Raw genomic sequence first — 12,871 nt, 5'->3', positions numbered from 1 at the left:
CGGCCAGGGCGGTGGCCAGGGCGGGGACCAGCGCGGCCGTCATCAGGGTGGCGGCCAGGGCGAGGCAGGCGAGGGGGCGCATGCCCCTCGGTATCATGCATCCCCGGCCGATCACACGCCCTGCCACGCTTCGTTGCACGGACGGATGGCGGATTGCTCTTGAACTGGCCGCCATTCAGGGCAACATCGCGTCCATGGACCCGCGACATTCCGACCGCCCCGTGCTGGACATGACCCCGGAAGGCGAGTTCCGCGACCCCGCGCCGCGCGCCACCACTTGGCTCGACCGCCTGCTGATGCGGTTGGGCGGTGCGGCGGCCCTGGTCGCGGTCGCCGCCGCCGGCATCGTCGTCGCCGGCATCGCCCTGGCCTTCTTCGCTCTCGCGATCCCGGTGGCCATCGCCGCCGGGCTGGTCGCCTTCGGCAGCCTGTGGTGGCGAGCCCGCCGCAATGGCGGGCTGCGGGGCTTCGCGACCATGACGCGGCGCTGAAGCCCGCCCCACCGCCTTTCACGATCGACCCCGCCCGGCTTTACGACGTCCGGGCGGATGGCCGCGTCTTCACCGAAGAATCTCCCGCCGCCCCGCCCGAGCGGCAGCGTCGCCATGTCATCCGCGCCTGCTGGTACCTGGCGGTCGCCACCAATGTGGTGACCATGGGTGGTGCCGCGGCTGGCTATGTGCTGGCCGGGCGGGCGGTGGCCGCCGGCTTCGGCCTGGCGGTGGTGATCAGCCTGCCGCTGCTGGCCGTGGCGCCGGTGCTGGACTGGCGGCGGCAGCGTGGCGCGCGCCACTGGCACCATTACCGGCCGGGCCGCTTCACCTGAGCGTCACGCCTGGCCGCTGCGCTGGCGATAGCCCAGCGCTTCGGCCAGATGCGCCTTGCCGATGCCGGCCACCCCCTCCAGATCGGCGATGCTGCGCGCCACCCGGAAGCAGCGGGTGAAGCCACGATTCGACAGGCCGAGCTGCGCCGCCGCCTTTTCCGCCAGGGCGAGGGCCTCCGGCGCCACCTGGGGCAGCAGGCTGTCCAGCGGCGCCTCGGCATTGCAGGCCTCCGGGTCGCCGGCGCGCTCGGCCTGGCGCCGGCGGGCGCGCAGCACGCGGGCGGCGACGGCGGTGCTGGGCTCGCCGGGCGGGGCGCGGGTCAGCGCGGCGGGGGCGATCGGCGCCATGGCCACCGTCATGTCGATCCGGTCCAGCAGGGGGCCGGACACGCGGCCCTGATAGGCTTCGGCGCAGCCCGGCGCGCTGCCGCATTCCCGCCCCGGCTGGCCCAGCTGCCCGCAGCGGCAGGGGTTCATCGCCGCCACCAGCTGCACCCGCGCCGGATAGCGCACATGCGCGGCCGCCCGGCTGACCATGCAATGGCCGGATTCCAGCGGCTGCCGCAGCGCCTCCAGCGCCGGGCGGATGAACTCCGGCAGCTCGTCCAGGAACAGCACGCCGTGATGCGCGAGGCTGAGCTCCCCGGGGCGCGCGCGCGGCCCGCCGCCGACCAGCGCCGCCTGGCTGGCCGAATGATGCGGGTCGCGATAGGGTGGCCGCGACGAGATGCGCCCGCCCTCGATCAGCCCGGCGATGCTGCGCACCATGCTGAGCTCCAGCGCCTGGCGCAGCGTCAGGTCGGGCAGCAATCCCGGCAGCCGCGCCGCCAGCATCGACTTGCCGGCACCGGGAGGCCCGACCAGCAGCAGGCTGTGCCGCCCGGCCGCGGCGATCTCCAGCGCGCGCTTGGCGCTCTCCTGACCCTTCACCTCGGACAGGCAGGGGCCTTCCACCGTCTCGGCCACCGCCGGCTGCACCAGCGGCGCCGACAGCACCGTCCGCCCGGTCAGATGCGCGATCAATTGCTGCAGGCTTTCGGCGGCCAGGATCTCCACCCCGGCCAGCGCCGCCTCGCCGCCCTGGCTGGCCGGGCAGATCAGTCCGTGCCCGCGCTGCGCCGCGCCGAAGGCCGCCGGCAGGATGCCGCAGACCGGGCCGATCGCCCCGTCCAGCGCCAGCTCGCCCAGGGCGGAGAAGGAGAACAGCTCCTCGGCCGGGACGATCTCCATCGCGGCCAGCAAGGCCAGCGCGATCGGCAGGTCGAAATGCGACCCCTCCTTCTGCACCCCCGCCGGCGCCAGGTTGATGACGATGCGCTTCGGCGGCAGCGACAGGCCGAGCCCGGTCAGCGCGGCGCGCACCCGCTCGCGGCTCTCGGCCACGGCCTTGTCGGGCAGGCCGACCAGGGAGAGGGACGGCAGGCCAGGGCCGATCTGCACCTGCACCTCGACCGGCAAGGCCTCGATGCCGGAGAAGCCGAAGCTGGACAGGCGGATGACGGGCATGGATCGGAAACGTATCGATCCAAATGCGAAAACTCAACCAGGAAGGGAAGGCTGGGGGAAGGTATTCCCCCAGACCCCCGTCTATTTCTGTAAATTCAGCGACCGAAGGCGGTCAGGAAACGCTCCAGCAAGCCGCCAATCACGCCGACATTGTAGCCGCCCTCCTGCACGATCACCGTCGGCAGGCCCAATCCCGCCAGGATCTCGGCGGAACGGGCGAAGCCATCCTCGGTGACCTTCAGGAAGCTCAGCGGCTCATGCTCCGAGGCATCGAAGCCCAGCGGGATCACCAGCGCCTCGGCGCCGAAATCGCGGGCGCGCTCGGCGGCCAGCACCACGGCATCCAGCCAGGACGCATCGCCAGTGTCGCGCGGCAAGGGCAGGTTCAGGTTGAACCCGTCGCCTTCACCCGCGCCGCGTTCCCCGGCATGGCCGATATACCAGGGGTAGTAGCCGGCCGGATCGCCATGGACCGAGGCGGTCAGCACGTCGCCGCGCCGCCAGAAGATGCCCTGCGTGCCATTGCCGTGATGCGCGTCGATATCGATCACCGCGACCCGCGCGGCGCCGGCATCGCGCAGCGCCTGCGCCGCCAGCGCGCTGTTGTTGATATAGCAATGGCCCCCGGCCCGCGCCGCATAGGCGTGGTGCCCCGGCGGCCGCGCCAGCGCATAGGCCGACCCGCCGCCCGCCGCGACCTTCGCCGCCGCCAGCGCGCAGGACGCAGCCCCGATGATCGATTCCCAGCTGCCGGGCCCGATCGGGCAGGCAGTGTCGGCCGTGTACCAGCCGGCCTGGCCGATGACGGAATCGGGCATCACCGCACCCTGCTCCAGCATCTCCGGCGAGGGGTGCATGTTGGCGACCACCTCGGGGCCCTTCTCGGGCAGGGCGGCCCAGGCCTCGGCGGCGCCGGCCAGGAAGCCGACATAGCCGGCATCGTGCACCGCCAGCAGGGCGGCGCGGTCGACGGTGCCAGGGTCCTCCACCGTCAGCTTCAGCCGGTGCAGCGCGGCGAGCAGGGCCTCGGCCCGCTCCGGCACCTCGAAGTTCCGGCGGACCTGGCCGCGCTGGAGGAAGAATTGCGGCGTGTGCCGCGACTGGTCGGGGTGGGCAAAGACGCGCATGCAAAAAACCTATGCCTGATGCGCGCTCTTGTCGATCCGCCCTGGGCAGGGCTAGCGTCGCGCCAGGGAAGTTTCTCGTTGGAGAATAAAATGGCGTTTTCTCGTCGCGGCCTGCTGGCCGCAGCGGCTGCTGCCCCCTTGCTGATGCGCGTGGAAGACGCGCTCGCCCAGGGCATCCAGCCGAAGCGCGGCGGCACCCTGAACAGCATCGTCAATCCCGAGCCGCCGGTGCTGCATGTCGGCGTCAACAACCAGGCGCCGACGCTGATCGTCGGCGGCAAGATCTTCCAGGGCCTGCTGCGCTACGACGCCAAGCTCAACCCGATGCCGGAGCTGGCCAGGCGCTGGGAGGTCTCGGCCGACGGGCTGGAATACACCTTCCACCTGCAGGAGAACGTCAAGTTCCACGACGGCCAGCCGATGACGGCGGACGACGTGATCTTCTCCATCATGAAGTTTCACATGGAGGTCTCGCCCCGCGCCCGCGGCGTCTTCGCCCGCATCAAGGAGGGCGTGGCGGTCAACCCGACGACCGCGAAGTTCACCCTCTCGGCGCCCTTCGAGCCCTTCCTGCTGATGTTCGACGTCACCGTCTCGGCCATCGTGCCGAAGCACCTGTTCGACGGGCAGGATTACCGGCAGGCGCCGGCGGTCTCCCGGCCGGTCGGCACCGGGCCCTTCAAGTTCGTCGAGTGGCAGCGCGGCAACTTCATCCGCCTCGAGCGCTTCGCCGACTATTGGAAGCCGGGCCAGCCCTATCTGGACGCCATCATCTACCGCGTCGTGCCTGACAGCCAGAGCCGCCGCCTGGCGCTCGAATCCGGCCAGGTGCAGCTGACCCAGTCGAACGACATCGAGCCCTTCGACGTGCCGCAGATGCGCGCCCGGCCGAACCTCGAGGTGAAGACCGAGGGCTGGGAATATTTCGGCCCGCTGATGTGGATGGAGTTCAACCACCGCGTGAAGCCGCTGGACGATGTCCGCGTCCGCCGCGCGCTGACCATGGCGGTCAACCGCGACTTCATCGCCCAGCGCCTGTGGTTCGGCATCGGCAAGCCGGCGACCGGCCCCTTCCACAGCGCGACCCGCTTCTACGACGGCACCGCCAAGTCGGCCGCCTTCAATGTCGAGGAATCGAAGAAGCTGCTGGATGCGGCGGGGCTGAAGCCGAACGGCCAGGGCGTGCGCTTCACCATCAAGCATATGAGCCTGCCCTATGGCGAGGTCTTCACCCGCCTCGGCGAATATCTGCGGCAGTCCTTCCGCCAGGTCGGCGTCGACCTGCAGCTGGAATCGGTCGATGTCGGCACCTGGGCGCAGCGCACCGGCGCCTGGGATTTCGACACCACCATCAACTATCTCTACCAGTATGGCGACCCGACGCTGGGGGTGGAGCGCTCCTACGTCTCCACCAACATCAAGAAGATTCTTTTCTCCAACGTCGCCGGCTACAGCAATCCCAAGGTGGACGAGCTGTTCACCCAGGGGCGTGACTCCGCCGATCCGAAGGTGCGTCAGGCCGCCTTCAGCGACGTGCAGAAATTGCTGGTGGAGGAGGCGCCGCTGCTCTGGCTGCTGGAGATGTCCTTCCCCAGCATCTACGACAAGAAGCTGCAGAACGTCATCACGTCGGGCTCGGGCATCCATGCCTGCTTCGACGACGTCTTCCTGGCCTGATTGATGGAACTGTCGAAGCTGCCCGGCTATCTGCTGGGCCGCCTCGTCAAGGCGGCGATCGTCATCCTGGCGATCGTCGTCTGCAATTTTTTCCTGATCCATGCGGCGCCGGGTGACCCGGCCAGCATCATCGCCGGACAGTCGGGGGCGGCCGATGCGCGCTTCCTGGAGCAGCTGCGGGCGCAATTCGGCCTGGACCAGCCGCTCTATGTCCAGCTCTGGATCTATCTGAAAGGGGTGCTGACCCTCGACCTCGGCTTCAGCCACCGCCAGCAGGTCGCCGTCGCCTCGCTGCTCTGGGACCGGCTGCCGGCGACCCTGCTGCTGACCGGCGCCGCCTTCGTCTTCGCGCTGTCCGTCGGCGTCGCCATGGGCGCGCTGGCGGCGTTGCGCGTCGGCACCTGGGGCGATTCCATCATCACCGTCCTGGCGCTGACCTTCTACGCCACGCCGCTCTTCTGGGTCGGGCTGATGCTGGTGCTGCTGTTCAGCGTCACGCTGGAATGGCTGCCCTCCTTCGGCATGGCCTCGGTCGGCGTCGAGCTGCATGGCTTCGCCGTCGTGCTGGACGTGGCCAAGCACCTGCTGCTGCCGGCGCTGACCCTCGGCCTGTTCTATGTCGCCGTCTATGCCCGCTTGTCGCGCGCCACCATGCTGGAGGTCGCCGACCAGGATTTCGTCAAGACGGCCCGCGCCAAGGGCGTCCCCGAGGGCCGCATCCTGCGCCGCCACATCCTGCGCAACGCGCTGCTGCCGATCATCACCTTCGCCGGCATCCAGGCCGGGCAGCTGATCGGCGGCTCGATCCTGGTCGAGACGGTCTTCGCTTGGCCTGGCATCGGGCGGCTGGCCTTCGAGGCGCTGCTGGCCCGCGACTACCAGGTGCTGATGGGCGTCTTCTTCTGCACCAGCGTCATGGTGGTGCTGTTCAACCTGATCACCGACCTGCTCTACGCGGTCGTCGATCCGCGCGTGGAGGTCTCCGCATGAAGGACTTCTGGCGCAATTTCTCCCGCAATCGCGGCGCCGTCGTCGGCCTCGTCGTGCTGGTCGCGGTGCTGATCCTCGCCGTGCTGGCGCCGGTGCTCTATCCGGGCAGCCCCTGGGACATGGCGGGGATGCCCTTCGCCCCCCCGGGCGAGGAAGGCATGCTGCTCGGCACCGACAGCCTGGGCCGCGACGTCGCCGCCGGCATCGCCCATGGCGCGCGCGTCTCTCTGCTGGTCGGCGCGGTCTCGACCGTCGCGGCGCTGGCCATCGGCGTCAGCCTGGGCGCCATCGCCGGCTATCTGGGCGGGCTGGTCGACGACCTGGTGATGCGCTTCACCGAATTCTTCCAGACCATCCCGAGCTTCGTGCTCGCCATCCTGCTGGTCGCGATCTTCACGCCCTCGATCGCCTCCATCGTCTTCGCCATCGCCGTCGTCTCCTGGCCGCCCGTCGCCCGCGTCGTCCGCGCCGAATTCCTGTCGCTGCGGTCGCGGGAATTCGTGCAGGCGTCGGAGGTGCTGGGAAAATCGCGGCTGTCGATCGTGGTGGGCGACATCCTGCCCAATGCGCTGTCGCCGATCGTCGTGCTGTCCTCGCTGATGGTGGCCTCGGCCATCCTGCTGGAAAGCGCGCTGTCCTTCCTCGGCCTCGGCGATCCGAACATGATGTCCTGGGGCTTCCTGATCGGCTCCGGCCGCAGCGTCATCCGCATGGCCTGGTGGATGAGCGTCTTCCCCGGCATCGCCATCTTCCTGACGGTGCTCTCGCTGAACCTGGTCGGCGAAGGCCTGTCCGACGCGCTCAACCCGCGCCTGGCGCGCAACCGCGGGGGCAAGCCATGACCCGACTGCTGACCGTCGACTCTTTGACTGTTGCCCTGCCGCAAGGGGCCGACCGGCCGCATGCTGTCGAGGAACTGTCGCTCCACCTCGATGCCGGCGAGATCCTGTGCGTCGTCGGCGAGAGCGGCTCCGGCAAGTCGATCACCGCCAACACGGTGATGGGGCTGCTGCCGAAGACGCTGAAGGTGAAGGCGGGCACCGTCACCTTCGAGGGCGAATCCATCCTGGGCCTCTCCGCCGAGGCGCTGCGCTCCCGCCGCGGCCGCCGCATGGCCATGGTCTTCCAGGAGCCGATGACGGCGCTGAACCCCTTGATGCGGGTCGGCGACCAGATCGCCGAGGCGCTGCAGGTGCATGGCAAGGGGTCGGAAGCGAAAGCCCGCGTGCCGGAGCTGCTGGCCGCGGTGAACCTGCCCGACCCGGCCTCCATCGCGCGGATGCATCCCTTTCGCCTGTCGGGCGGCCAGCGGCAGCGCGTGATGATCGCCATGGCGCTGGCGCTCGAGCCCGCGCTGCTGATCGCCGACGAGCCGACCACCGCGCTCGACGTGACGACGCAGATGCAGATCCTGCGGCTGATGCGCGAGATCCAGGAACGCAAGGGCATGGGGGTGATGTTCATCACCCACGACTTCGGCGTCGTCGCCGAGATCGCCGACCGCGTCGCGGTGATGCAGCATGGCCGCATCGTCGAGCAGGGGCCGGCATCCGACATCCTGAACGCGCCGCAACACCCTTATACCCGCAAGCTGATCGCCGCCGTGCCGCATGGCGCGGCCCTGGAAAAGCCCGCCATCCGCCCGTCGCCGGTGCTGGTGATGAAGGGCGTCGAGAAAACCTACCAGCGGGGCGGCTGGTTCGGCCCGAAGGCGGTGGTCAAGGCGGTGCACGATGCCGACTTCACCCTGAACAAGGGCGAGACGCTGGGCCTGGTCGGCGAAAGCGGCTCCGGCAAGTCGACGCTGGCCCGCTGCGTCGTCCGCCTGGTCGAGCCCGAGAAGGGCGAAATCCTGTTCCATGGCAAGGATCTGCGGCCGCTGTCGCGCCAGGGCTGGCTGCCCTATCGCAAGCGGATCCAGATGGTGTTCCAGGACCCCTATGCCTCGCTGAACCCGCGGCGGAAGGTGGGCGACGCCATCACCGAGGGGCCGATCACCCATGGCGTCTCGCCGGCCGAGGCGCGGACCCGGGCGCTCGACCTGCTGCGGCTGGTCAAGCTCGATCCCTCGGCGATGGAACGCTATCCGCACGAGTTCAGCGGCGGGCAGCGGCAGCGCATCGGCCTGGCCCGCGCCCTGGCGATGCAGCCCGAACTGCTGATCGCCGACGAGCCTGTCTCGGCCCTCGACGTCTCGGTGCAGGCCCAGGTGCTGGACCTGCTGGCCGAAATCCGCCAGCGGCTGGGGCTGACCATGCTGTTCATCACCCATGACCTGCGCGTCGCCGCCCAGATCTGCGACCGCATCGCGGTGATGCAGCGCGGCGCCATCGTCGAGCTCGGCCCGACCGAGCAGGTCTTCGGTGCGCCGCAGCATCCCTATACCCGGGCGCTGCTCGACAGCATTCCGGGACGCGACTGGACGCCGCCGGTGCTTGCCGAAACCGCCTGACCGGTCTGAACTGCGCGCCCGTCTGTTGCTCGCCTGAAGGACTGATCATGTCGACACTCGATCCCGGCGCCCGCCGCGCCATCCTCGACGCCGTCCAGGCGCTCGAGGGCGAGGCCGTGGCGGCGCTGGAGCGCCTGGTCCGCTGCCCCTCCACCCTGGGCAATGAGGCCTCGGCCCTGGAGGAGATGGCGCAGAACTATGCGGGACTCGGCCTGGCGCCGCAGCGCGTGGCGACGCGGCCCGAGGCGCTGCAGGATCACCCCGGCTTCTCGCCGCCGCTGATCTCCTATGAGGGCCGCGACAATGTCGTGGCCACCCATCAGCCGCGCGAGAGGAAGGGCCGCAGCCTGGTGCTGCAGGGCCATGTCGACGTGGTGCCGGTCGGCGCCGAGGATCTCTGGACCAGCCCGCCCTTCGAGCCGGTGGTGAAGGGCGGCCGCCTATATGGCCGCGGCGCGGCCGATATGAAGGCCGGCTGCATCTCCAACGTGCTGGCCTTCCGCGCGCTTTCCATGGCCGGGTTGCAGCCGGCGGCCGAGGTGCAGTTCCATTCGGTGATCGAGGAGGAATGCACCGGCAATGGCGCGCTGGCCTGCATGATGGCCATGCCGAAATGCGACGCGGTGATCATCCCCGAGACCGGCGCCAGCTTCGACACCGTCTATGCCGCCGAGGTCGGCGCCATCTGGGCCTGGGTCACGGTGACCGGCCGGCCGACCCATGTGCGCGACATGCATGCCGGCATCAACGCCATCGAGGCCGCCTGGCTCATCTCCCAGCGCTTCAAGGAATACGAGATGGAGATGAACTGGGCCGAGAATATCCACGCCGCCTTCCATGGCGTGAACCACCCGGTGAACATCAATTTCGGCACGGTGCAGGGCGGCGAGTGGAACAGCTCGGTGCCGACCCGCGCCAAGATCGGCCTGCGCGTCGGCGTCATGCTGGGCCGCAGCGCGGCGCAGGTGAAGGCCGAGATCGAGGCGCTGGTCGCCGATATCGCGACCAGCGAAAAGCTGCGCGGCAGCCAGGTGAAGCTGGAATTCCAGGGCTTCATGGCCGAGGCCTGCCAGTTCGACCAGAAGGAGCCCATCGTCCAGCTGGTCCGCAACACCTTTGCCGACGTCGCCGGCCACGAATTGCGCGAGGTCGCCATCCCGGCGCTGACCGACGGCCGCTTCTTCACCCTCTACCAGGGCACGCCGGTCGCCTGCTTCGGCCCCGAGTCCGATTCCGTCCATGGCATCGACGAAAGCGTCAACCTGGCCAGCTTCCATGCCACCACGCGCACCATCGCGCTGAGCATGGCCGACTGGTGCGGCGTGGAGAGCAAGGCATGAGCGCGACCAACCTTCCTGTCTCCGGCGCGCGCCTCTGGGACAGCCTGATGCGCATGGCCGAGATCGGCGGCACGGCGAAAGGCGGCTGCAACCGCCAGACGCTGACCGCGCTGGACGGCGAGGGCCGCGCCTTGCTGCAATCCTGGGCCGAGGCCGTGGGCTGTAGCGTCGCGACCGACCGCGTCGGCAACATGGTGATCCGGCGCGAGGGCAGGGACCCGTCGCGCCCGGCCGTCGCCATGGGCAGCCACCTGGACACCCAGCCCACGGGTGGAAAATTCGACGGCGTGCTCGGCGTGCTGGCGGGCCTCGAGGTGCTGCGCGCCCTGCATGAATCCGGCACCGAGACCGAGGCGCCGGTGGTGCTGATCAACTGGACCAACGAGGAAGGCGCCCGCTTCTCGCCGCCGATGATGGGCAGCGGCGTCGCCATGGGCCTGTTCACCGAAGAAGAGGTGCTGGCCAAGACCGACCCGGCCGGCGCCATCTTCGGGGAAGAGTTGCGGGCCATCGGCTGGCAGGGCCAGGCTGACCCGGCAGAATTGCAGAAGCTCGGCGCCTATTTCGAGCTGCATATCGAGCAGGGCCCGCTGCTGGAGCGCGACGGCATCCCCGTCGGCGTCGTCGATCGCGCGCTCGGCCAGATCTGGCTCGACGTCACCGTCTCCGGCGAGGATTTCCATGCCGGCGGCGCCATGGGCCCGCGCCGCGACGCCATGGTCGCCGCCTCGATCCTGGTGCAGGCGGTCGAAGAGATCGCGCTGACCGCCGGCGGCGATGGCCGCGGCACGGTGGGCCGGCTGCTGGTCACGCCCGACAGCCGCAACGTCGTCCCCAGCCAGGTCTGGTTCAGCGTCGACTTCCGCCATGGCGAGCCCGCGGCGCTGGCCGGCATGGCCCGCGCCCTCGAGGCCCGCGCCGCCGAGATCGCGCAGAAACGTGGCGTCGGCATCAAGGTCACGCCCTTTTGGGAATTCCCGCTGACCCCCTTCGACGCCACGCTGGTCGAGGCGCTGCGCAGCGCCGCCCGCGGCCGCGGCCTGGCCTTCCGCGACATGCCCACCGGCATCGGCCATGACGCCGTCTATGTCGCGCGCCGCCTGCCCACCGCGATGATCTTCGTCCCCTGCGAGGGCGGCATCAGCCACAACGAGGCCGAGGCCATCACCCCCGACTGGGCCGAGGCCGGGCTGGTCGTCCTGGCCGATGCCGTCCTCGCCACCGCCGGCCGTGTGAAGGGCTGATCATGACCACGCTACGTCTCGCCATCGGCGGCTTCCTGCACGAAAGCCATTCCTTCGCCCCGCGCCGCACCACCTGGGACGACTTCCGCCAGCCCGGCGGCTTCCCGGGCTTCCAGCGCGGCCCGGGGCTGTTCGACACCCTCGCCCCCACCTCGGTCCCCGCCGCCGGCGCCCTGGCCCGCGGCCGGGAGCTTGGCCACGAGCTGGTCCCGCTGTCCTGGTGCTTCGCCGAGCCTGCCGGCCCGGTCACCGAGGAAGCCTTCGAGCGCATCGCCGCCTGCCTGATCGCCGAGCTGGTCACGGCGCTGGACTCCGGCCCGCTCGACGGCGTCTATCTCGACCTGCACGGCGCCATGGTGGCCGAGGCCTACCCGGATGCCGAAGGCGAGCTGCTGCGCCGCGTCCGCGCCGTCATCGGCCCCGAGCTGCCGCTGACCATCAGCCTCGACCCCCACTGCAACCTGACGGCGCAGATGGTGCGGCTGGTCGATGCCGCCGTGCCCTTCCGCACCTATCCGCATATCGACATGAAGGCCGCCGGCGCCCAGGCGCTGCAGCTGCTGGTCGATCGCATCGCGCACGGCCAGCCCTTCGCCCGCGCCTTCCGCCAGGCCGACTACTGGATGCCGCTGACCATGCAATGCACCATGGTCGACCCCATGGCCGGCGTCATGGCCGCCCGCGCCGAGCTCGCCGCGCGCCCTGGCATGGTCGAGCTCGGCTTCTGCTTCGGCTTCCCCTATGCCGACTTCGCCGATTGCGGCGTGGCCCATGCCGCCTTCGCCACCGACCAGAACACCGCCGACGCGGCTGCCGACGCCTTCCTCAAGCTGCTGCACGACCGCGAGCCCGATTTCGCCGGCGGCGCCCAGCCCGTCGCCGAGGCCGTCGCCGACGCGATTCGCCTGTCCAGTACGGCGACGAAGCCCATCGTGCTGGCCGACACCCAGGACAATCCAGGTGGCGGCGGCCATGGCGACACCACTGGCCTGCTCGCCGAGCTGGTGGCCCAGAAAGCCGATGCCACCCTCGGCCTGATCAACGACGCCGAAAGTGCGAGCGCCTGCCACGCCGCCGGCATCGGCGCGACGATCACCCTGAAGCTCGGCGGCAAGTCCGACGGCGTGCCCCTGTCGGTGGAGGCGGAAATCCTGGGCCTCTCCGACGGTCGCTTCACGCTGACCGGCCCCATGGGCGCCGGCAATCCGGCCGATCTCGGCCCCAGCGCGCTGATCCGCGTCGGCACGGTGAAGGTGATCGTGGTGACGCGGAAGATGCAGGCCTACGACCAGGCGCTGTTCCGCCACCTGGGCATCGAGCCCGCCCAGGAGAACATCCTCGGCCTGAAAAGCAGCGTCCATTTCCGCGCCGACTTCCAGCCCATCGCCGCCCAGGTCCTGGTCGTCGCGGCGCCGGGGCCGGTGGTGGCGGATCCGTCGTCGCTTCCCTTCCAGCATGTGCGCGAAGGGATCCGGATGCGGCCGAGAGGCAGGAACGAAGGGTAAGAGAAGACAGGGGAAGGTCGGGGGAATGAATTCCCCCGAGCCCCCATCTTTTTTCTGATGACCGGCTGTTCAGCGACCTGCGCATCGCCGGCATCCTCGTCAGGGCATGACGGCGGGACGCCAAATATAAAAACAGCGCGACCTCAAAGGTCGCGCTGCGGACTGGCCGTTTCACGTACTGTCGTCACGTGGGCACGGCAGTCT

The 12,871-nt window shown here is 69.8% G+C and carries 11 protein-coding genes; 9 read left to right on the top strand and 2 right to left on the bottom strand.

Annotated features, from left to right (window positions below; translation table 11 throughout):
• The first annotated feature begins 194 nt into the window (after positions 1 to 194).
• A complete protein-coding gene (locus GVN67_RS08955; protein WP_159994947.1) occupies positions 195 to 491 on the top strand; it encodes a hypothetical protein in 297 nt (98 codons plus the stop codon).
• Positions 434 to 826 (top strand): hypothetical protein, encoded by a 393-nt coding sequence (locus tag GVN67_RS08950; RefSeq protein ID WP_159994945.1) that lies wholly within the window; start codon positions 434 to 436, stop codon positions 824 to 826. The genes GVN67_RS08955 and GVN67_RS08950 overlap by 58 nt, the downstream gene beginning before the upstream one ends.
• A gap of 3 nt (positions 827 to 829) precedes the next feature.
• On the opposite strand, the gene GVN67_RS08945 is transcribed toward GVN67_RS08950, so the two are convergent.
• Positions 830 to 2,332, bottom strand: coding sequence for a YifB family Mg chelatase-like AAA ATPase (locus GVN67_RS08945; RefSeq protein WP_159994943.1), 1,503 nt, complete (start codon positions 2,330 to 2,332; stop codon positions 830 to 832).
• A gap of 95 nt (positions 2,333 to 2,427) precedes the next feature.
• Positions 2,428 to 3,459: a histone deacetylase family protein gene (locus tag GVN67_RS08940; RefSeq protein WP_159994941.1), complete on the bottom strand. Its 1,032-nt coding sequence runs from the start codon at positions 3,457 to 3,459 to the stop codon at positions 2,428 to 2,430.
• Between the two features lie 90 nt (positions 3,460 to 3,549).
• Here GVN67_RS08940 and GVN67_RS08935 point away from each other — a divergent pair, with 90 nt between their 5' ends.
• From GVN67_RS08935 to GVN67_RS08905, 7 genes are read left to right on the top strand one after another with little or no spacing between them, the layout of a single operon-like run.
• Entirely contained in the window at positions 3,550 to 5,136 is a 1,587-nt protein-coding gene (locus GVN67_RS08935) for an ABC transporter substrate-binding protein (RefSeq protein ID WP_235035190.1), read from the top strand.
• A 3-nt stretch (positions 5,137 to 5,139) separates the two neighbouring features.
• A complete protein-coding gene (locus GVN67_RS08930; protein ID WP_200845183.1) occupies positions 5,140 to 6,126 on the top strand; it encodes an ABC transporter permease in 987 nt (328 codons plus the stop codon).
• Positions 6,123 to 6,968: an ABC transporter permease gene (locus GVN67_RS08925; protein ID WP_159994939.1), complete on the top strand. Its 846-nt coding sequence runs from the start codon at positions 6,123 to 6,125 to the stop codon at positions 6,966 to 6,968. The genes GVN67_RS08930 and GVN67_RS08925 overlap by 4 nt, the downstream gene beginning before the upstream one ends.
• Positions 6,965 to 8,578: an ABC transporter ATP-binding protein gene (locus GVN67_RS08920; RefSeq protein WP_159994937.1), complete on the top strand. Its 1,614-nt coding sequence runs from the start codon at positions 6,965 to 6,967 to the stop codon at positions 8,576 to 8,578. The genes GVN67_RS08925 and GVN67_RS08920 overlap by 4 nt, the downstream gene beginning before the upstream one ends.
• Before the next feature lie 47 nt (positions 8,579 to 8,625).
• Positions 8,626 to 9,918 carry an ArgE/DapE family deacylase gene (locus GVN67_RS08915; protein WP_159994935.1) on the top strand — a complete coding sequence of 431 codons (1,293 nt, stop codon included), beginning with the start codon at positions 8,626 to 8,628 and terminating at the stop codon, positions 9,916 to 9,918.
• Positions 9,915 to 11,162, top strand: coding sequence for a Zn-dependent hydrolase (locus tag GVN67_RS08910; RefSeq protein ID WP_159994933.1), 1,248 nt, complete (start codon positions 9,915 to 9,917; stop codon positions 11,160 to 11,162). Before GVN67_RS08915 ends, GVN67_RS08910 begins: the two co-directional genes overlap by 4 nt.
• A gap of 2 nt (positions 11,163 to 11,164) precedes the next feature.
• On the top strand, positions 11,165 to 12,667 hold the full coding sequence (locus tag GVN67_RS08905) for a M81 family metallopeptidase (RefSeq protein WP_159994931.1): 1,503 nt from the start codon (positions 11,165 to 11,167) through the stop codon (positions 12,665 to 12,667).
• The last annotated feature ends 204 nt before the right edge of the window (positions 12,668 to 12,871 follow it).

It is taken from the genome of Roseomonas sp. 18066 (assembly GCF_902706185.1).
Classification (GTDB): domain Bacteria; phylum Pseudomonadota; class Alphaproteobacteria; order Acetobacterales; family Acetobacteraceae; genus Pseudoroseomonas.
This window is presented reverse-complemented; position numbering and strand designations above follow the sequence as displayed.